At 61.2% G+C, this 20,165-nt stretch carries 20 protein-coding genes; 1 reads left to right on the top strand and 19 read right to left on the bottom strand.

What is annotated here, in order from left to right:
* Positions 1-208: 208 nt before the first annotated feature.
* From CVV65_RS09235 to CVV65_RS09245, 3 genes are read right to left on the bottom strand one after another with little or no spacing between them, the layout of a single operon-like run.
* Positions 209-2,284 carry an ATP-dependent DNA helicase RecG gene (locus tag CVV65_RS09235; RefSeq protein WP_133121270.1) on the bottom strand — a complete coding sequence of 692 codons (2,076 nt, stop codon included), beginning with the start codon at positions 2,282-2,284 and terminating at the stop codon, positions 209-211.
* Positions 2,284-3,966: a DAK2 domain-containing protein gene (locus CVV65_RS09240; RefSeq protein ID WP_100667883.1), complete on the bottom strand. Its 1,683-nt coding sequence runs from the start codon at positions 3,964-3,966 to the stop codon at positions 2,284-2,286. The genes CVV65_RS09235 and CVV65_RS09240 overlap by 1 nt, the downstream gene beginning before the upstream one ends.
* 12 nt (positions 3,967-3,978) lie before the next feature.
* Entirely contained in the window at positions 3,979-4,344 is a 366-nt protein-coding gene (locus CVV65_RS09245) for an Asp23/Gls24 family envelope stress response protein (RefSeq protein ID WP_100667884.1), read from the bottom strand.
* Between the two features lie 248 nt (positions 4,345-4,592).
* Here CVV65_RS09245 and rpmB point away from each other — a divergent pair, with 248 nt between their 5' ends.
* A complete protein-coding gene (rpmB, locus tag CVV65_RS09250; RefSeq protein WP_100669356.1) occupies positions 4,593-4,784 on the top strand; it encodes a 50S ribosomal protein L28 in 192 nt (63 codons plus the stop codon).
* Positions 4,785-4,816: 32 nt separating this feature from the next.
* Here the strand turns inward: rpmB and spoVM are convergent, their stop codons facing one another.
* The 16 genes from spoVM to dapF form a co-directional block, all read right to left on the bottom strand.
* Positions 4,817-4,897 carry a stage V sporulation protein SpoVM gene (spoVM, locus tag CVV65_RS09255; RefSeq protein ID WP_041303890.1) on the bottom strand — a complete coding sequence of 27 codons (81 nt, stop codon included), beginning with the start codon at positions 4,895-4,897 and terminating at the stop codon, positions 4,817-4,819.
* 98 nt (positions 4,898-4,995) lie between these two features.
* Positions 4,996-5,661 (bottom strand): ribulose-phosphate 3-epimerase, encoded by a 666-nt coding sequence (gene rpe, locus CVV65_RS09260; RefSeq protein ID WP_100667885.1) that lies wholly within the window; start codon positions 5,659-5,661, stop codon positions 4,996-4,998.
* Between the two features lie 45 nt (positions 5,662-5,706).
* A complete protein-coding gene (rsgA, locus tag CVV65_RS09265) occupies positions 5,707-6,603 on the bottom strand; it encodes a ribosome small subunit-dependent GTPase A (RefSeq protein ID WP_100667886.1) in 897 nt (298 codons plus the stop codon).
* Positions 6,604-6,625: 22 nt separating this feature from the next.
* Entirely contained in the window at positions 6,626-8,560 is a 1,935-nt protein-coding gene (pknB, locus tag CVV65_RS09270) for a Stk1 family PASTA domain-containing Ser/Thr kinase (protein WP_100667887.1), read from the bottom strand.
* Positions 8,557-9,315 (bottom strand): Stp1/IreP family PP2C-type Ser/Thr phosphatase, encoded by a 759-nt coding sequence (locus CVV65_RS09275; protein ID WP_013075427.1) that lies wholly within the window; start codon positions 9,313-9,315, stop codon positions 8,557-8,559. The genes pknB and CVV65_RS09275 overlap by 4 nt, the downstream gene beginning before the upstream one ends.
* A 24-nt stretch (positions 9,316-9,339) precedes the next feature.
* Complete coding sequence (gene rlmN, locus CVV65_RS09280) at positions 9,340-10,422, bottom strand: dual-specificity RNA methyltransferase RlmN (RefSeq protein WP_100667888.1); 1,083 nt, start codon at positions 10,420-10,422, stop codon at positions 9,340-9,342.
* Entirely contained in the window at positions 10,415-11,920 is a 1,506-nt protein-coding gene (gene rsmB / locus CVV65_RS09285; RefSeq protein ID WP_157935455.1) for a 16S rRNA (cytosine(967)-C(5))-methyltransferase RsmB, read from the bottom strand. Before rsmB ends, rlmN begins: the two co-directional genes overlap by 8 nt.
* On the bottom strand, positions 11,872-12,810 hold the full coding sequence (gene fmt / locus CVV65_RS09290; RefSeq protein WP_232796571.1) for a methionyl-tRNA formyltransferase: 939 nt from the start codon (positions 12,808-12,810) through the stop codon (positions 11,872-11,874). Before fmt ends, rsmB begins: the two co-directional genes overlap by 49 nt.
* Complete coding sequence (def, locus tag CVV65_RS09295) at positions 12,807-13,274, bottom strand: peptide deformylase (protein WP_100667890.1); 468 nt, start codon at positions 13,272-13,274, stop codon at positions 12,807-12,809. The genes fmt and def overlap by 4 nt, the downstream gene beginning before the upstream one ends.
* A gap of 59 nt (positions 13,275-13,333) precedes the next feature.
* Positions 13,334-15,778, bottom strand: a complete 2,445-nt coding sequence (priA, locus tag CVV65_RS09300; RefSeq protein WP_157935456.1) for a primosomal protein N' — start codon at positions 15,776-15,778, stop codon at positions 13,334-13,336.
* A complete protein-coding gene (gene coaBC, locus CVV65_RS09305; protein ID WP_100667892.1) occupies positions 15,775-16,986 on the bottom strand; it encodes a bifunctional phosphopantothenoylcysteine decarboxylase/phosphopantothenate--cysteine ligase CoaBC in 1,212 nt (403 codons plus the stop codon). The genes priA and coaBC overlap by 4 nt, the downstream gene beginning before the upstream one ends.
* A 54-nt stretch (positions 16,987-17,040) precedes the next feature.
* Positions 17,041-17,235, bottom strand: coding sequence for a DNA-directed RNA polymerase subunit omega (gene rpoZ / locus CVV65_RS09310; protein WP_013075420.1), 195 nt, complete (start codon positions 17,233-17,235; stop codon positions 17,041-17,043).
* Positions 17,189-17,872: a guanylate kinase gene (gmk, locus tag CVV65_RS09315; RefSeq protein ID WP_100667893.1), complete on the bottom strand. Its 684-nt coding sequence runs from the start codon at positions 17,870-17,872 to the stop codon at positions 17,189-17,191. Before gmk ends, rpoZ begins: the two co-directional genes overlap by 47 nt.
* A gap of 10 nt (positions 17,873-17,882) precedes the next feature.
* Entirely contained in the window at positions 17,883-18,149 is a 267-nt protein-coding gene (remA, locus tag CVV65_RS09320) for an extracellular matrix/biofilm regulator RemA (RefSeq protein WP_100667894.1), read from the bottom strand.
* 31 nt (positions 18,150-18,180) lie between these two features.
* Positions 18,181-19,059 (bottom strand): YicC/YloC family endoribonuclease, encoded by an 879-nt coding sequence (locus CVV65_RS09325; protein WP_100667895.1) that lies wholly within the window; start codon positions 19,057-19,059, stop codon positions 18,181-18,183.
* A 272-nt stretch (positions 19,060-19,331) separates the two neighbouring features.
* The gene (gene dapF, locus CVV65_RS09330; RefSeq protein ID WP_100667896.1) at positions 19,332-20,165 is read right to left on the bottom strand and encodes a diaminopimelate epimerase; all 834 of its coding nucleotides are present in this window, start codon (positions 20,163-20,165) and stop codon (positions 19,332-19,334) included.

A 20,165-nucleotide genomic window follows, 5' to 3' on the forward strand; every position in this document is an offset into this window, starting at 1 on the left:
CTGGGCAATCTATGCACGAGGTGATCCGCATGCCGTTGTCATACACCGAGGGAATGGTGATCGGAGCTATCTTGTTCGTCCTTGTCCTCGCTTTTGTCATTTTTTTCACTTTAGAGATGCCGCCGGTCTCTTCATCCCGGAGACAATCCCGAATGGACGAACCGGAGCCACCCCGACGGCCGGAATCTTAAATCACCCCGCGTACACCTCAGTGGACCCCTTCACCAACCGCTAGGGGTGCCAGTCCCGCCCGCAGGGAGGCAAACTCCGGCAAAAGCCAAAATTCTCGGCTCTGCACAAGATGGTGGGCATGGTGTTTGGCCCGGCGCATCCAGATTTCATCTCGAATCGGGTCGAAAAGTGCGAAATCTGGCCAACCGCTCTGGGCCAGACCCGCCCACTCCCCCGGCCCCCGCAGCTCCAGATCTTTCTTGGCCAATAAGTATCCATCATTCACCGCTTGAAAGGCCTCGATCCGCTGACGAGCGATGTCCGTCAGGGGCCCCGTTAGGACAAAACATACCGCATCCTGCCCCGACCGGCCGATTCGTCCGCGCAACTGATGCAACTGGCTAAGGCCAAATCGTTCAGCGTGATAAATCACCATCATCGTGGCCTCGGGAACGTCGACGCCCACCTCCACGACGGTTGTCGCCACCAAAGCCTGTACAGCGCCCTCCGCAAAAGCCCGCATCACCCGTTCTTTTTCACCGGAAGACATGCGCCCGTGCAACAAGCCGACAGCAAACCCCGCCAATTGTTCCCGAAACCAGTCAAACAGAGAAAGGACATCTTTTTTCGATTCCGGCTGTTCCCCGGGTCTTCCGATCGCCGGAGCCACCACGTATGCCCGCTCACCCCGACTCAATCGACGACGCAGTTCAAGGACGACCTCTTCTTCCCGGTCCAGCGGCAGCCACCGAGTGACGCGCCGGCCCAGGGTTTCAGCGCGGACAGGCAAAAAGGATACGTCGACATCGCCAAAGAGGGCCATGGCCAAAGTGCGCGGAATCGGCGTTGCCGACATCGACAACAGGTGGATCGATTCGTGTGGCCGCAGCAGGGCCATCCGCTGCACGACCCCAAATCGCTGTTGTTCATCACACACGGCTGCCCGAAGAGCGGAGTACGGGACATCGCCGAGCACCGCGTGGGTTCCCACGAGGATCCCCGGGCGGCCGGCGGAAATATCGGCAAAATATCGGGTGCGTTCGGCGCGGCCGGTCCCTCCTGTTAACAGCCAAACTGGAAAAGAAAAGCCCGCGAACCAACGAGACAAAGTGCGGGCGTGTTGCTCAGCGAGAATTTCGGTGGGAGCCAACAATACCCCTTGTCCGCCGCTCATCGCCGCCGCAAAGAGAACGGCAGCCGCGATCACGGTCTTCCCGGAACCGACGTCGCCGAGGATGAGCCGGCGCATGGGCGCATGTCCGGCGATCTCCTCCGCCACCTCCCGCAACACCCGCCGCTGCCCTTCCGTGGGAGAAAACGGAAGAGCCGCCAAAAAGGCTTCCCACTCCCTCCGGGTCAATCTGAGGGCCGGGGCCCGTCGGCTTTTTTGTCTCCACCGGGCGTACTGGAGCGGAAGCTGAAACCTGAGACATTCTTCATATACCAATCTCTCCCGGGCCCGACCAAGTCTCTCCCAGTCCCGGGGAAAGTGAATCTCCCGCAGGGCCTCGGCTTTGTCCATGAGCCCCAGCTTCGCCCTCCAGCGCCACGGCAAAGGATCGACGAGATGGGGCTCAGCTTCTTTCAAGGCTGACGCGATCCACGTACGCAGCCACTTGGCATGGAGATCCCCGCTGGTTTGGTACACGGGCACAATCCGGCCCGCATGGGCAGAATGATGAGGGCCGCCCTCGGATACCGGCTCCATATGTTCCACCACCAGGCTGCGCCGGGCGGCCTGCCACCGGCCCACTAACCGCCATCGCTGATAACGGGTCAACCGCTCAAGGACATAGGCCTGACGAAACCAAACCGCGTGAATGCGAATTCCTTGAACGTCCATCGGCACGGCCACCGCCGGGACCCGCCCACCTTTGCTCACCCGGGGCTTCCCCGCCACAGTCCCCTCCACCGCCACCCGGCGGCCGTCTTCCCACTCTCCAGGACGGCGAAGACGGAGATCCTCATAACGAAAGGGATAATGATAAAGGAGATCGCCAATTGACCGAATCCCCAAACTCTCCAAAGCCCTGGCCCTCCGGGGGCCGACGCCAGGCAAGAACGTGACCGGCCGGGCGAGCGGATCCTGCGAAGCGCGGGGATCCTTCTCCATCACTCCACACCCACCACAGCGTCGTAAGTCGTTTCATCTCCCCGAAGCCATTCAAAAGAGAGGCCCGGAAACTTGACGGACACCTGTTCTCGGACCGCCCGCTCCTCCTGAGCACTCACCCGCCTTCCCCAGATCACTGTGACCAATTCGGCCTCTTCAGCCCCGAGGCGCTCAATCAAACCAAGGAGAACGGGAGAAATGGTTTCACCCACCGCCACCACTTGGCCGTCCACCATTCCCTCATAAAGTCCGGACCGCGCACCTGGTGGCAAGGACCCAGAATCAGAAACTTTCCGGATGAATCCCGAACGTACCCTGGCCATGGCCTCCTTCATCCGGCGTTCATTCTCGTCCAAAGGGCGGGTGGGCTCGAACACACAGGCGGCCGCCAACCCCTCCGGAACACTGCCGGCTCGAATCACCCGAAGCACGCCGGACCCCAGTGTCCGCAAGGCCCGTTTGACATCTGCCTCGGACCGGCTCTGACAAACCAAAACCGCCGTCTCCGCACTCCCGGTCTCTTGTACAACCCGAGATAACACAGACACCGCCCCGGATCTCCCGCCCACTTCCGAGAGAACGACAGCGGGAACGCCCGCCCCTTCAAACAAACGAGCCGCCCCTTCGTCGTCCACCGCTGCAACCAGAGAACGCCGGGGAACCGAAGATCCCGGCTGCGGAATGGCTGGGGCAACTTCCAGGGATTTGGTCTTCACTTGCATTTGCATATTGTCAATCTTGATCCGATCGAGGGGGCCAAAGGACAAACAATGCTCCAAGACCGTCCCCGGGTGGAAACTATGAATGTGTACCTTGACCCACTCGTCCACCTGGACGACGAGCAAGGAGTCCCCGAGCCCGCACAACGACTGTTCGAGCCGGGCGGTCATCGATTCCCCTTGCCCGGCGACATGGATCAAACACTCGGTGCAATAGCCGTAACCGCCGACGCTTTCACCCCGCCGACATTCGATTGAGGGGTCTTCGTCCATCGAGGCGGAGGATACTGCCATGCCATCTCCCCGCCGTCGCTCGGCCACAACCGCGATGTCCGCCTCCCACGGCAACGATATTCCGGCGAGCGTTTCGACAAAAGCATCGAGTATCACGGCAAAACCGAGGGCCCCGGAATCCACCACCCCCGGTTGGCGGCGCCCCGAAGGATCCGGGGCTCCCCCCTCAAGCACCGATTCCGCTGCGGCAACAGCCGCACGGGCGGCTGCCTCCCAGCCATCGCCAGATCCCTCTATCCAAGCCCGAGCCGTATCCCGGGCAATGCTGAGCATCGTACCTTCAACCGGTTTCTCCACTGCCCGATAGGCAGCTTCCGCCCCGCGATTCCATGCCTCACTCCACCTGGTGAGGGACAGCTCCACTTCCCCTCGGAGGCTACCGGCCAAACCCAGAAAAAACTGCGAAAGAATGACGCCGGAGTTTCCCCTCGCACCGAAGATCAACCCTTTGGCGAATCGAGTGAGCACTTCAGCCGCTCCCGAGGCAGGATGTTCAGCCAACGCCCGGAGCCCAGCATCAAACGTCAACGATAAGTTTGTCCCCGTGTCCGCATCGGGAACGGGAAAGACATTCAGGCGGTTGATGGTCGGTCCTGCCTCACTCAATCGCCGCCCCGCCGCCTCCAATGCCTGGACGAGCATCTGCCCGTCCAATCGCCTGTCCTCCAACCCAACGCCCTCCTACTTCTCTTCCGGCACCCGAACGCCCTGAACGTACACGTTGATGCGATCCGGGGTGATTCCGAGGGTATCCTGCAAGGTGTAGCGCACCTTTTCGATCACATTGTGGGCTACTTCGGAAATTTTCATGCCGTAAACGACAATGATGTGGAGATCCACCACGGTTTTGTCATCCCGAACCTGTACCTCCACGCCCCGACCAGGGTTGTCCCGTCCCAAAAACTCTGTCAGGCTGTCTTTGACCTGGCGCCGGGAGGCCATCCCCGCCAACCCGTAACACTCCATAGCTGCGGTCCCTGCAATCGTGGCAATGACGTCTTCGACAATGAAAATCTTCCCAATCGCGGTCTGCAGTTCTTTCGGCATCTCCGATCGTTCCCCCTCGCACCCCGGAATCCGGGCGTGACGGTGTGACTTCCCTTGCATTTTACTACAATCGGGCGACCTCGGAAAAGGGACGGAGGGCGATCGCCCCCTCTTCCGGAGGCTGAAGGGAAAATTCCGGAGTTCGGCCCCCCCGAGTACCTTGATCGAACATCGACCCTGTGGTAGCATAGGAAAGTCGACATGCCGTGAGCGGCCGCGGATCCATCGACTGGACGGGGGTGAAACGGATGGCCAAGCGTTGTGAAATCTGTGGACGGGGGCCGGCAACCGGGCACGCGGTGAGCCACTCCCATATACTCACGAAACGCCGCTGGATGCCCAACATCCACAAGATTAGGGCGGAGGTCGGCGGCAGCGTTCGCCGCATTCGGGTCTGTTCCCGTTGCCTGAAGGCCGGAAAAGTCAAAAGGGCTCTTTGAAACAAAAAAGCACCGAGGAGGTGCTTTTTTGTTTAGTCTTTGTGAAAGGCGTTCAGAATCGCTTTTACGATCTCCCCAAGGAAACGAGGCAGTTTAATGGTATAAAAGCGCACAAAAACCCCTCCTCCGCCTCCGGTATCCGTACTCGGACCTGGCCCTTCTTCCAAACGCGTTGCGGTCCCATTGCTCTTTATGTATATTCCTTCTCGGGCTAAATGTGTGCAATCGCCTCCAGGATATCGCCCAACGCTTTTTTTCGGTCCGCCCGCCCAAACACCGCTGAGCCGGCCACCAGCACATCGGCCCCCGCTTTCACCGCCTTGGGAGCGGTTGAAGGATCGATCCCCCCATCCACCTCGACGCAGAGGTCGTCCCGATCCCCTGCCCATTCTCGCAAGAGAGGGATTTTCTCCACGGTTCGGGGAAGGAACGCCTGTCCTCCAAACCCGGGGTTGACCGTCATGACCAAAACCAACTCCACATCCTCCAACACCCAGCGCACCATCTCGGGCGGCGTGGCCGGGTTGAGAGCGACCCCAGGTTTCACCCCTGTCGCCCGGATACTCTGGATCGTTCGGTGTAGATGTGGACAAGCTTCAACGTGGACTGTGATTCGGTCCGCCCCGGCCCGGGCAAAATCCTCAATATAGCGATCCGGATTGGCAATCATCAAATGCACATCCAAGGGCAAATCGGTAACCCTGCGGAGACTCGCCACCACCGGCGGCCCGATCGTAATATTTGGAACAAACTGCCCGTCCATCACGTCCACATGAATCCAATTCGCTCCCGCTTGGGTCACCGATTCCACTTCTTCGGCTAATCGGGCAAAATCCGCCGACAAGATCGACGGCGCCATCATCACCGATCGTCTCATCGTCCTTGCCTCCTTTCACAATCCCCCGTTCACGCAGGGTCATCGTCAGCGGTATCGCTCTTCCCGAGCTTCGCGCAGCTCTTTCAGCCATTCCCGATAATGGTCGTAACGCAAAGGATCGATCCGCCCCTCGGCCAGGGCCGCGGGGACCGCGCACCCTTCCTCTTCTTCGTGCAGGCAGCCTCGGTATCGACAGTCTCTGCCCACCTCAACCAGTTCCGGGAATCCCTTCGGCAGCCTTTCAGGCTCCAAATCCTTGTCGAAGGCCAAAACCCCGAACCCCGGAGTATCGACGACATAAGTATTCTCTTCCAGTCGGAGGAGCTCCACCTGCCGAGTGGTGTGGCGACCCCTTCCCAGACGCCGGCTGACGTCGCCCACGGCCCGATTCAACCCGGGACGCAAAGCGTTAATCAAACTGGATTTGCCCACTCCGGACTGACCGGCGAGGACGCTCACCTTTCCCCGCAACCAGGTGCGTAGGGCATCGATACCCTCCCCGGTCAGGGAGGACGCGAACAGGGTCGGGTACCCCAACCGCCCGTATACCGACACCTCCCTTTCAAAATCGGACCGGTCCTGAAGGAGGTCCGCTTTACTCCAGCACAGCAAAGCGGGGATGTTTTGCAACTCCACAGACACGAGCAGGCGGTCGAGCAGGTGGCGATTCAGATCGGGTTCCCGGATGGAAAAGACCAGTACAGCCAGGTCCACGTTCGCCACTGGGGGGCGGACCAAAACGTTTGTCCGAGACAGCACGTCCTCCACCACGCCCTCGGAGGGCCCGGACAAACGGACCCGCACCGCATCTCCGACCACGGGATGAATCCCCCGCTTCTTCAGGACACCCCGGGCGCGGCAGCGCACCGTTCGCCCTTCGAGATCTACGTCGTAGAATCCGGCCACCACCCGGACAATCCGGCCCTGTGCCCCTTCCGGCACGCCGCTCTCCCCCCTCTTCCTGCTACGTTCCATTGTAAGGGATCACTTTTTCGCCCTGTTGCTGTCCATCCACGTACCACTTGATATCCGCGCCCGTATCTGGGCTGAGAACCACCTGCACCGGATACACTTTACTCACCGATGTCGTCTCCGAGACCACCGTTTGATTGGCCCCTCGGGCGTCCGTGACCACAATCTTCACCTGAACGGGCGAATGACCGGCCGGGATGGCCACCACCACCGGAAACACCGCGGTTTTCGCATCTTGGGGATAACCGCTGGAAACCCACAAATCCACCGCCCGGCCCTTGGGGACCTGGTCTCCGGGCTTGTAAGGCGCCTGCTGAATCACCACGCCGCTCGGCGCTTTATAATCGGGCTGGGTTTGGACTTTGCCCACGGTCAACCCGGCTGCCGTCAACTGCTGCCGGGCATCTTGTTCCGTGCTGCCCACCACATTTGGCACGGTCACCAATTGGGGCCCCTGGCTGACCACGAGTTGTACTTGGTCCTTCCCGGGGACCACCGCCACTTCTTCCCGGGGATATTGCCGGATCACCGTGTCTTTCGGCTGGTCGCTGTACTCATAATTCACCGCGATCTGAGAATCCGGAATCCCGTTTTGTTTAAGCAGTTGTTTCGCCTGGGAGAGCGGCATGTTTTCCACCGCCGGCATAGCCACGGTTTCCTGGCCGATGCTCACCCACAAGGTAATGGAGCGGTTCGCTTTCACCGTAATTCCAGCATCGGGATCTTGTTTGAACACCGCTCCAGGAGGCACCGCATTGCTCGGCATGTCCACCCGCTGGATGTTATTTTGAGAAAATCCGCTTTGTGTGAGTTGGGCCACCGCATCGGCGTAAGGTTTCCCCACAACATTCGGCATGGTGACGTCGGGCACCCGCATCCAGGTTGTAAATGCATAATACGCCCCAACCCCCAGCACCGCCATGACGAGAAGCACCGCCAGCGTCCACAATGCCGCCCGTTTCACATAGAACCAGCCTCGACGCCGGGGCTTGGCCGCCTCGTCCGCCGCCTTTCGATCAGCATTGTTCTCCGCGCCGGACACCGGTGTGTACAATCGCGTCTCCTCGGACTGACCGTCGCCGTGCTGGGGAACGAATTTCGGGACATCCCTCAGTTCGAGGACGACATCGAGATCCTCCGCCATTTCTTTAACTGAATCATACCGATCCAGCGGATTTTTGGCCATGGCACGCAGAATCACGTTCTCCATACTTTGGGGAATTCCGGGATTGAGCTGGCGAGGCTCCACCAAGGGTTCCCGCACGTGCTTCAAGGCCACACTGATGGGCGAATCCCCGGAAAAAGGCAGATGGCCGGTGACCATCTCGTATAACACGACCCCCAGGGAATAGATGTCTGATTTAATATCAGTCATCTCTCCCCGGGCTTGTTCGGGTGAAAAATAATGCACAGACCCGATCACCGATCCCGCATAGGTAATCGTGTTGGCCGTGATTGCCCGGGCGATGCCGAAATCGGTCACTTTGACAACCCGGGCATCGGTGATCAAAATATTATGGGGTTTGATGTCTCGATGGACGATGCCGCGATCGTGGGCATGGGCCAGGGCCGCGCACACCTGTCTTCCGATCTCCACCACTTCTTCCACCGGCAGGGGGCCCCGCTGTTGGATCCACTCTTTAAGGGTATGACCTTCGACGTACTCCATGACGATAAAATGATCGTCCCCGTCAGTTCCTACGTCGAAGATATTCACGATATTCGGATGGGATAATGAAGCGGCCGCCTGAGCCTCCCGGCGAAAACGGCGGATAAAATCCGCATCGTCGCCGAATTGGCTGCGCAATACCTTGACAGCCACCCGGCGCCCGAGGACGGTGTCCAGTGCCCGGTACACCACCGACATACCGCCTCCGCCCACCGCCTGTTCAATCTGATATCGACCACCCAGCAAGCGTCCGATCAAAGGCGATCCCCCCGCTCCCCGGGCGCCCCATGCTCCACCGCCACCACCGTAATGTTGTCGGGTCCGCCCCTTCCCAGGGCCGCTTCGATCAAACGATCGAGCCGCCCTTCAAGCGGGACCGTCCCGACCCGCATCGTCTCCAGAATCTCGCCCTCTTCCACCATATTGGACAGCCCGTCGGAGCAAAGGAGCAAGATGCCGCCCGCTTCCCAGGAAACCCGGGCGATATCCACTTCAACCCGGGGTTCCATGCCCAGGGCCCGGGTCAACACGTTGCGCCTCGGGTGAACTCGGCTTTCTGCCTCGCTCAATTCCCCGCTTTTGCGCAACTCGTTCACCAAAGAGTGATCATCGGTCAACTGGCGGATGGCTGCCCCGGCGATCAGGTAGGCCCGACTGTCACCGATGTGACCCACCCAGATCTCCCGCTCGTCAAACAGGGCGGCCACCACAGTGGTGCCCATACCCGCCAAGTCTGTGGCGGAAGGATCGTGGGACCGCTCGTAAACCACCCGGTTCGCCTCCCGGATGGCCTCGAGTAAACGTTGCCCCGCCGGACCGGTCGAGCTGTGGAGTTGGCGGCCGATCACGTCGATGGCCAACTGGCTCGCCACCTCCCCTGCCCGGTGGCCGCCCATGCCATCAGCTAGGAGGGCCGCTTTTAAGGGTTCTAAATCCATGTGGATGGCATACCCATCCTGATTGATCGAGCGCACCAAGCCCACGTGGGACCTGGCCGCGACTTCCACCTGCATATGGACACCTCTTCCCGCTTTCCCCTACGCCTCCGTCAACTCATAACCCGCCCGCAACTGCCCACAGGCCGCCGCGATATCCGCACCCATCTCTCGGCGCACGGTGCAAGAAATCCCGTGCCGCTCCAACCGCTCGCGAAACGCTTCCACCTGCCGGCGCGGGGTCCGGTCGAACCGGCGCTCCGGTACGTAATTGACCGGAATGAGGTTCACATGACACGGCAAACCCCTGAGCCGATCCGCCAATTCATCCGCCTGATCCAGTCGATCGTTGATTCCACCGATGAGGGCATACTCAAAGGTCAGGCGTCTCCCGGTCTTTTCCCAATACTCCCGGCAGGCCTCCAACAAGACGGCGATGGGGTAGGCGCGGTTGATGGGCATCAGGCGACTGCGCACCTCGTCATTCGGGGCGTGCAGCGATACCGCCAAAGTGATCTGAAGGCGCTCCTCCGCCAACTTCCGGATGGCGGGCACCATGCCACTCGTGGAGACGGTAATATGTCGCTGCCCGATGCGCAGTCCCTCATCGGCGGTGATCAAACGGATAAAGCGAAGGGTGGCCCCATAATTCTCCAGAGGTTCTCCCGACCCCATCACCACCACGGAGGAGACCCGCTGCCCCTCCTGATCGAGCATGCGCTGGCACGCGAGAACCTGTTCCACCATCTCCCCGGCTTCCAAGTTCCGAACCAGCCCGCCCAAAGTCGATGCGCAGAACTGACAACCCATATGACAGCCTACCTGAGAGGAAACACACACGCTATTGCCATAAGAATGGCGCATGAGCACCGTTTCCACCGTCGCCCCGTCGAATAGGCGAAAGAGGAATTTTGTCGTCCCATCCTTTTTCGACACCTGACGGGTCAGTTCCTCCATGGTCACGAGCCGGGCCCTCTCCCGAATCACATTTCGCAGGGCCTTGGGTAGATTGGTCATCGCATCCACGCTCGTCACGCGCTTTTTATACATCCAATCGAACAGTTGCGCGGCCCGGTACCCCGGCTCACCCTGTTCTTCAAGCCACGTCCGGAGCTCAGCCAGCGTCAGACCATACAAGTGAATCCACGGCTCTCGGCCTTTGCTCTGGGTGTTCTGTTCAGTCACGGCGGATCCCCCTTTGTGCCCCCGAGGGTTTTCGGCGGAGTCGAGCATAATAGAAACCGTCCCCTCCAAAATGAAACGGAAGAATCTGGCGACCAAACCGAGTGGAAAGCGTCATTTGGCCGAGGGCGTCCGGCCAGAGGGCTGCCGGGTCTTCGAGATCAAAGTCCCGTCCCTCGGGCCCTGCCAGAAAAGCCTCCACGACCCCATCATTTTCTGCTTCACAGACGGTGCAGGTCGCGTAGACCAATATTCCGTCCGGCCGCACGGCCCTGGCTGCGGCCGCCAGCAACTCACCCTGCAGTTTGACCAGGTCCTGAATGTCTTCGGGGCGCCGGCGCCATTTTAACTCCGGCCGCCGTCGCAAAACCCCGAGGCCGCTACAGGGAGCATCCACCAAGGCGGCGTCAAAAATCCCGAGGGACGGGGCATCTCTCCCATCGGCACACACCGGATGAACGTTTGGCAATCCCAGGCGTCGTGCGGTCTGCTCGATCAATGGGATTTTATGAGGATGGATATCCACTGCGGTAACCCGCCCGGTGCCCTTCATCCACTCGGCTAGATGCGCAGATTTTCCCCCGGGGGCGGCACACAGGTCCAGAACCTCCCCCCCGGGCTCGGGTTGCAATGTCCAGGCGGCCAGGGTGGCGCTCTCATCCTGCACGCTGCAAGCACCGGACTGAAAGGTGGACAGACGGGAAACGTCCACCCCGCTGACCCGCAGGACTCCGGGGATCACCGGCGACGGCCGCCCTTCCCCCCCTGCTTCCCTGACCGACTCCATAACCTCAGCGACGGATGAGCGCCAAAGGTTTACCCGAAGGGCGAGAGGCGGCGGTTCGTTGTTGCTTTGACAAAGGGCGATCGTCGCTTCTGGGCCGAGCCACGACCACCAGCGTTCCACCATCCACGTCGGATGGGAGGTGCGCCGAGCCAACTCTTCCGGGTTCCCAGGATCTTCCCAGGATTCTGCGGCCCGGGGTTGGGGAGGCGTTTCCTGTTGGCGCTCCAAGGCTCGCAACACACCGTTCACATAACTCGCGGCCCGGGGCTGAGTGCCTTTGACCAATTCGACTGCATCGTGCACCACGGCGTGAGGGGCACAGTGGCGCAGTTTATATAACTGATAGACCGCCATTCGCAGCGTGACCCGGACGACGGCATCAAGGCGAGTAATGGGGATTCGGGACTTGGCATTGATCTGTTCATCTAACCATTGCTGCCACCGCAACGTGCCCTGAACAATCTCCGTAGCCAGGGCGCTGTCCCTCCGGTCCGCACCCAGGCGGTTTAACACCTGCCTTAAAGCGATGTGGCTGTAGGCCCGCCGCTCTTCCACAAGAAGCAGGACTTCAAAAGCCCCCCGCCGGGCGGGTGATACTGCCCCTGCCCTTCCCGAAACCCGGCGCTGCAGGTCTCCCACAGAATTCGTCGCCCGGGCATCCGGGCTCACGTCCCCAGGGACTCCCCAGTTTCGATGCGCCTTCCCCGCGCCCACGCTTCCGCCTCCATCCGATTCTTGCCTTCGGGCTGAACCTGGTGCAGCCACAGGGCTCCCGCCCCTGCTGCCACCAACACTCCGCTCCGGTCCACAGCTAGGATCTCACCGGGTGTGCCGAAACCCCCGGTCCGCGCCTCAACGGTCGTCCGCCAAATTTTCAACACCTTGCCCCGGTGGAGGGTATAACCACCCGACCACGGGCGCAGAGCCCGAATTCGGTTGTGGATCGCCAGGGCCGCTTGCGACCAGTCGATCTTCTCGTCCTCCCGGCAAAGGGGAGGTGCATAGGTGGCCAAAGATTCGTCCTGTTCCCGGGGTTCGATTTCCCCGGCCAACCATCTCGGCAGCACGTCCACCAGGAGCCGCGCCCCCAAGTCGGCCAGGCGCTCGGTCAACGTGCCGGCGTCATCCTCCTCGCCCACCGCCAGTTCTACCTGATCGACAATCGGCCCCGCGTCCAAAGCTTGTACCATTTTCATGATGGTGATGCCCGTCCGGTCCTGTCCGTCCATCAAGCACCGCTGTATCGGCGCAGCCCCGCGGTATTTGGGCAACAGGGACGCGTGGATGTTCAAACATCCCCGGGGTGGCAGGTCGAGCAGTTCTTGAGGAAGGATCCGCCCATAGGCGGCGGTCACCGCCACCTCTGGGGCCAGGTCCCGAACCCGCCTTAAAAACTCCTCGTCTTTCACCCGTTCGGGTTGCCAAACGGGGAGACCCAGTTCCTCGGCGGCGCGCTTGACCGCCGGCGGCGACGGGACCTGACGGCGCCCCACCGGGCGGTCTGGGCGGGTCACCACCGCCCCCACGTTCCACCCCGCCTTGACCAACGCCCTCAGGGAGGGAACGGCAAACTCCGGCGTGCCCATGAACAATACGTTGGTCACGTTTCGACCCTCCGGATGGAACGCGGATCGGTCACCCGGTCGAGAAAAAGAATCCCGTCTAGGTGGTCGATTTCGTGGAGCAAACAGCGGGCCAGGAGTCCCTCGGCGTCCACCACGAGGGGTTCCCCGTTCCGATCCTGGGCCCGCACGATCACATGATGAGCCCGGGTGACATCCGCCTGGACGCCGGGGATACTCAAGCAACCCTCTGGCCCGGTCTGTTCGCCTTCCTCTAATACGACCTCCGGATTCACCAACCCGAGCAGGCCCTCGCCAATATCTGCGACGATGACCCGCTTCAGAATTCCCACTTGGGGAGCCGCCAGGCCGATTCCTTCGGCATCGTACATCGTGTCCGCCATGTCGTCGATCAGCCGCTGAATGTTCGGGGTGACCTTGCTGACCGGTTTGGCCTTTTCTCGCAGTATCGGATCCCCTTGCAAACGGATGATTCGTATCGCCACTGAAACTCACTCCTTTAACGGCGCGACCCCAACCGGGATGCGCCCCCGCTACAAGACCGCTACAACAACATCTGGGCCGCCACGTCCACGCTTACCGATCCTTCGGGATCGCACAGTCCCGCCGATTCCCGCCACACTTCTCGAAACGCCTCCGCCACGTCCGACCATTGGCGATATTTCACCACCACCTGGTGGCGGTACAAACCCCGCAGGCGTCCCAGAGGGGCCGGGCCAGCCCGAAGCACCCGACCCGCCCCGGGGGGCATGACTTCTTTCAGCCGGCGTTCGATGCTGCCCGCCGCCCGGGCCGCTCGATCGGCCTCGGGGTGTCCTGTCCGCCAAACCGCGAGCTCCGAGAAAGGGGGGTAATCCCCGGCGCGCCGGCCGGCCAGCTCTCGGAGGTAGAACACCCGGGGCTGTTGGTCCGCCGCCGCCCGGATGGCGTAATGGTCCGGATTGTAGGTTTGGATGACCGTGATCCCCGGAGTGTCCCCCCGGCCGGACCGCCCCGCCACCTGGACGAGCAGTTGATAGGTGCGTTCCGCTGCACGAAAATCGGGCACATGCAGGGACGTATCGGCAGAAATGACGCCCACCAGTCCAACATTGGGAAAATCGAGACCTTTGGCGATCATTTGCGTCCCGAGGAGTATGTTCGCCTCTCCCCGGGCGAAACGGCCCAAGAGCTCTTCATGGGCCCCTTTGCGCCGGGTCGTGTCCACATCCATTCGGACAATTTCGGCCGTGGGAAAGAGATGCCGCAGTTCTTCCTCCACCCTTTGGGTCCCAGTGCCAAAATACCGGATGTACGGCGACCCGCAGTTGGGGCACGTCTCCACGTAGGGAGTGGTATACCCACAGTAGTGGCACCGCAAATCTTCCCCGGACCGGTGGTACGTCAAAGAGATATCGCAGTGGGGACAGCGCATGACGTGACCACAAGCCCGGCACAACACGAACGTGCTGTAGCCCCGGCGGTTCATAAGGATAACCGCCTGCTCGCCCCGGTCCAGCCGTTCCGCCATCTCCCGCTGGAGTCGACGGCTAAACATCGAGCGATTCCCCTCCCGAAGTTCCCGGCGCATGTCCACCACCACGCACTCCGGGAGGGGGCGCCCGCCCACCCGTTCTTTCAACGAGGTCGACACGGCTCGTCCCCGTTCCACTAAATGAATCGCCTCCAGGGATGGCGTAGCACTGCCCAGCACCAACACGGCTCCGTGCTGGGCCGCCCGCTTCCAGGCCACCTCCCGGGTCACATAACGGGGGGACTCCTCTTGTTTATACGACACCTCGTGCTCTTCGTCCATGACGACCAGACCCAGGTGGTCCACCGGAGCAAAAATCGCCGACCGCGCCCCGACGGCCACGGACGCCTCCCCGCGCCGGAGCCGCATCCACTCGTCGTGACGCTCCCCCGGAGACAAACGACTGTGCAAAACCGCCACCTGCTCCCCGAATCGACCCCGGAACCGCGCCACGGTCTGTGGGGTCAAAGCGATCTCCGGCACCAACACGATCGCCCGGCGCCCCCGGCGAAGCGCCTCTTCCATCGCCCGAAGGTACACCTCGGTCTTCCCGCTGCCCGTCACCCCGTACAATAACACCGGCCTATGGTCCGGCGCCTCCATCTGGGTCACAATCGCTGCCAAGGCCCGGCGCTGATCTTCATTCAACTCCGGCCTCTCCCCGGTATCCCACCCCGGGCCCCGGCCCGATCCCGGGTCCCTCCGGATCGCCCGGGACTCCAACTGCACCAAGCCGCGCTTGACCAGTCCGCTCACCGCCTCCCGGCTGACACCGGACAACCGGGCCATCTCCCCGACGGGGAGTGGGTCGAGATCCCGGGAGAGCCACCAAGTCAAAAGCTCTGCTTGCCGAGGCGCCCGACCGCGCATCCTCTCAGCGGCCTCTTGGAGGGATTTCTTATCCAAGACAGGGACGGCCACCTGGACCGTTTTCGGTCCGACCACTTGGCCCTCGGTCCGTTCCACCCACCATCCCCTGGCAAGCCCCGTTCTCAGGGTGCCCAGGTCACCGCCCAAGGCTGCCAAGAGCTGCTCCCTGGACAGGGGCCTGCGGGCCAAACGACCCATCACCCCACCGCCAACTCCGGCGATATGGGCCGCCTCTCCGGCTCCGGGTCCCGGTTCGTAATACCGGTTCACCTTTCCAAAGGCCCCGGGCGGCAACACCGTGCGGAAGGCCGCGGATCGAGTACATAGATACCGTTCAGAAAGCCACTCGGCGAGTTCGAGAAGATCCCGGGGCACCACCGGTTCCGTGTCCAGCACGTCCCGGATCGGCTTGAGTCCGGACAGGGACTCCGCGAGCTGCGGATCGGTCCGCTCCACGATAATTCCCATCACCGACCGCCGCCCGAAGGGGACCAACACCCGGGCACCCGGAAGCGCCCAAGACTTCAGGGATTCAGGCACCCGGTACGTAAACGTCCGGTCCACCGCCTGGGCCCGGAGTTCTGTCAACACTTCAACGGCAATCACGATCCTGCCCCCACCTTGCCCCGGGTGTCCCGAATCACGTCCAAGAGGCGATCTGCCACCTCCCGTTTCGACAGCGGAGGAAGCGCCAAAGCGGTACCGTCCCGGCCGTAGATCGTCACAATATTCGTATCGACGGCAAACCCCGCCCCGGCCATGGAGACATCATTGGCGACGATGTAGTCGAGGTTCTTGCGTCTTAACTTTTCCAGAGCGTTTTTCTCTACATCTTCCGTTTCCGCGGCAAAACCGACGATCACCTGATCCGGTCGACGGTGCCTGGATACTTCCATCAGGATATCCGGGTTGCGGACCAACTCCACGGTGAGTGGCCCTTCCGTCTTTTTGACCTTCGAGGGATGAACCACCGCCGGCCGATAATCTGACACCGCCGCGGCCTTGATTAAAACATCATGCATCGGAAGGTTTGCAAGAACAGCGTCCCGCATCTCCAGGGCCGTCTCGACCCGGATGAGGCGAACCCCCTCCGGGGAGCGGAGCTCTCCCGGCCCTGCCACTAGGGTCACGGTTGCCCCCCGATCCCGGGCCGCTTCCGCCACGGCATAGCCCATTTTGCCGGTGGAGCGGTTGGACAGTATCCGGACGGGATCAAAGGGCTCCCAAGTGGCACCGGCAGTCACCAACACGCGGACGTCCGCAAAGTCCCGGCGGCGGTTTAAAACGGCCTCCACGACTTCGACGATCTCATCGGGTTCCGCCATGCGGCCCTTCCCGGTATACCCACAGGCCAGAGGGCCCTCCCCAGGGTCGACGATGACACAGCCCCGGGCCCGGAGACGGGCGATATTTTCTTGGACAGCAGGGTGGCCAAACATGTGAACGTTCATCGCCGGGGCGAAGATGACCGGAGACCTCGTGGCGAGCAGCGTGGTGGACAGCATGTCATCCGCCAGCCCCCAAGCGGCTTTTGCGAGAATGTCCGCTGTTGCCGGCGCCACCACGAACACATCCGCTAAATCCGCCAGGTGAATGTGCTGGATCACCGAAGGATCCGTCTCGTCGAATACGTCCACCGCCACGGGGTGTTTCGTAATGCTTTGGAACGTAAGGGGTGTGATGAACTTCGCGGCCCCTTCGGTTAGAATGACGTGAACCCTGGCGCCGGATTTCACGAGACGACTGCACAGGGCTGCCGACTTGTAAGCGGCGATGCCTCCAGTCACCCCAACGATGATCTCACGGTCTTTCACCCTGTTCCCCTCCCGAGAAAAAAGAACAACCCCATCGGTTGTTCCCTCGCCCCATTATTTGGACAGCACGCATTTTACCTTATCCGCGGCGATCTCAAACAACGCCACCGAGACGACTTTCCCGGAAGGAACTGACACAAGAGAACGCGCCCCTTCCTGGAGCCGCCTGGCACGGCGGGCTGCCGCCACCACCAGGGCGTATTTACTTTCTACCTTTGTCATCAGTTGATCGATGGATGGATACAGCATCTGCAATCCCCCTTTCAATCCACGATTCGTAAAATTTCCGGTTGCGCCGAACGCTGTGGTGTTCTGCGACGATAATCGATTGGATGCGGTGGCAGGCCAGTTCAACCTCGTCGTTAATGACCACGTAATCATACTCCCACAACTGTCGAATTTCGTCCGAAACCGCCCCAAAGCGCAACCGGAAACTCTCGGCCGTCTCCGAACCCCGGCCAAGAATCCGATTTTTCAATTCCCGTACCGAAGGAGGGAGCAAAAACACAAACACCCCCCGGGGGAACTGCTCCTTGACCTTGCGAGCCCCCTGGATATCGATTTCTAAAAGCACATCGAGCCCCGCCCGCAGTTGGTCTTCCACGTATTGCCGCGGCGTGCCGTAGTAGTTCCCGTACACCTCGGCCCATTCCAGTAATTCGCCATCCCGAATCATGCGTTCGAATTCCTGCCGGGATCGGAAGAAATAGTTAACCCCTTCCTGCTCCCCTTGCCTGGGCGCCCGCGTAGTGACCGATACCGAATATTTCATCGCAGGCAGGTGTTCGCGCAATGCGGTGCAGACGGTTCCCTTGCCCGCACCCGAAGGACCCGACAGGACGACCAGGAGTCCCTCGGGCCGATCCATCGTCTTCCCCTGATCCATGGCCGTGGCGTTATTCCTCCTCTTCCGCCGCCGCATCCCTAGCCACTAAACGGTGGGCCACCGTTTCCGGCTGCACGGCAGACAGAATGATATGGTCGCTATCGGTAATAATCACCGCCCGGGTTCGACGGCCGTAGGTGGCGTCAATCAGCATTCCCCGATCCCTGGCTTCCTGAATGATGCGCTTGATCGGGGCTGACTCAGGGCTGACGATGGATACAATCCGGTTGGCGGATACGATATTGCCAAACCCAATATTGATCAATCGAATACTCACTCCGCATTCCTCCCAGCCATACGAATCGGGATCACTCGACGTTCTGCACCTGTTCCCGCAACTGTTCGAGAACCGTTTTCGCGTCCACCACCCGCAGGGCAATCTCTGCGCTACCCGCTTTGGCCCCAATCGTATTGAACTCCCGAAACATCTCTTGCAATAAAAAATCTAACCGCCGCCCCACAGCTTCTCGGCTGCCCAAGGCCGCTTCGAATTGACCCAGGTGACTGGAGAGCCGGACGATCTCCTCCTCTATGCTCGCTCGATCGGCCAGCATCGCCACCTCCACCGCAATCCGTCCGGCATCCACAACCCCCGGGAGATTCCATTCTTGCATCTTCTCCTCCAAGCGCCGCCGATACTCTTTGGGGACCTCCGCGGCCAGCAGACCGATCTCTTCCACCAGTCGGCTGAGATGGGAGAAGCGGTGCCGGGCATCCTCTTCCAACCGCTCACCCTCCCGGCGCCGGGCTGCAGCCAGCATCCTTAGCGCGGCATCCAAGGCCCGTTGCACAACCGGGCGGGCCACCTCCGGATCGACGGCCGCCTCCTGGGGGCGAACCACCCCCGGTATCGCCAAAATATCCCGCAGGCTAATCCCGTCGGGAAAGCCTAAGTCCGCCGCCAGGGCATCTCCGGCTTTTTTCACCGCCCGGGCGAGGGCGATGTCGAGAATCGCCGGGTCCCCCACGGTTGGGTCCGGTAAAGCGGATATGTATACGTCAACCCGGCCCCGGGAGATCTCTCGGGCCACTGCCCGGCGGAAATCATCCTCCAGAGCGAGCCACTCGCGGGGCCCACGGATCGCGATCTCACGAAATCGGTGATTCACCGAACGAATCTCTACTCCCACCGTGTATCCGGCCCCATGGCCGGTTCCCCGTCCATACCCGGTCATGCTTTTCAGCACATCGCCACCCCTTTTTCACACTCCATTCTACTTCAACCTGGGAACCACAGACAACAGGCCACCTCACTGCCGGCTTTGCAAAGCTATGCACGCATACGGCCCTTGACAAAATCCATCAGCTATGATCCACCGGATCTCAGGCTCCTGCGAGGAACGCGAAGCGGGAGGCTTTTCGATAGGGATCCCCTCACTTGGAAGGAACGCCATGAAAAAAGCCCGCGGTCAACATCCGCGGACCCCGTGCGGCGAACTTTTCGACCCATCTTGGCACCTTAGTCCGGCTGTCCAATTTCCCCCCGAAACACCTCTACCGCAGGCCCCGTCATGTACACCCGACCATCCTCAGCCCACTCGATCTTCAGCGTGCCGCCGGGCAAATGCACCTGAACCTTCCGGCCGGATCGACCTTCCAGCACCCCGGCCACCACGGCGGCACAGGCCCCGGTCCCACAAGCCAAGGTTTCTCCACATCCCCGCTCCCACACCCGCAGCCGAATCTCCCCAGGGCCCAGAGTCTCGACGAATTCCACGTTCACTCGATTCGGGAACAGGGGGTTCGTCTCGACCTCCGACCCCACGCCTCGCACATCCGTGCCTTCCACATCATCCACGAAAATGACCGCATGGGGATTACCCATCGACACTGCCGTAAACGCCCATTCCCGCCCGGCCGCCTCCACCCTCCCCGAGGGAGTGCCGCCCTCGGCCAATGCCACGGGTATCCGGCCCGGCTCAAGAATCGGCTCGCCCATGTCCACGGTGACTTCTTCCACCCGGGAACCATTGACTCCGAGCACGATGCGCTGCAGTCCGGCCAACGTTTCCACCACGAGATCCCGGCGTCGGACCAAACCCCGTTCAAAGGCGTACTTCCCCACGCATCGCACGGCATTGCCGCACTGTTCCGCTTCAGACCCGTCGGCATTAAAAATTCGCATCTGCACATCTGCCCGGTCCGACGGAAGCACAAACACCAACCCATCCGCGCCAATGCCGAAATGGCGGTCGCACCAATTCCGAGCCAGGGCCCCCGGATCCACCGGCAAGGCGTGACCTTCCACCACAACAAAATCGTTTCCAAGGCCATGCATCTTGACAAATTTCAA

The sequence above is a fragment of the Kyrpidia spormannii genome (assembly GCF_002804065.1).
GTDB classification, from domain to species: Bacteria; Bacillota; Bacilli; order Kyrpidiales; family Kyrpidiaceae; genus Kyrpidia; species Kyrpidia spormannii.

Coding starts and splice junctions, on each gene's coding strand:
- CVV65_RS09235 (WP_133121270.1), bottom strand. CDS start 2,284: ATGGAGAAGGATCCCCGCGCTTCGCAGGATCCGCTCGCCCGGCCGGTC.
- CVV65_RS09245 (WP_100667884.1), bottom strand. CDS start 4,344: ATGCCGAAAGAACTGCAGACCGCGATTGGGAAGATTTTCATTGTCGAA.
- rpmB (WP_100669356.1), top strand. CDS start 4,593: ATGGCCAAGCGTTGTGAAATCTGTGGACGGGGGCCGGCAACCGGGCAC.
- rpe (WP_100667885.1), bottom strand. CDS start 5,661: ATGAGACGATCGGTGATGATGGCGCCGTCGATCTTGTCGGCGGATTTT.
- CVV65_RS09275 (WP_013075427.1), bottom strand. CDS start 9,315: ATGCAGGTGGAAGTCGCGGCCAGGTCCCACGTGGGCTTGGTGCGCTCG.
- rpoZ (WP_013075420.1), bottom strand. CDS start 17,235: ATGCTGTATCCATCCATCGATCAACTGATGACAAAGGTAGAAAGTAAA.
- gmk (WP_100667893.1), bottom strand. CDS start 17,872: ATGGATCAGGGGAAGACGATGGATCGGCCCGAGGGACTCCTGGTCGTC.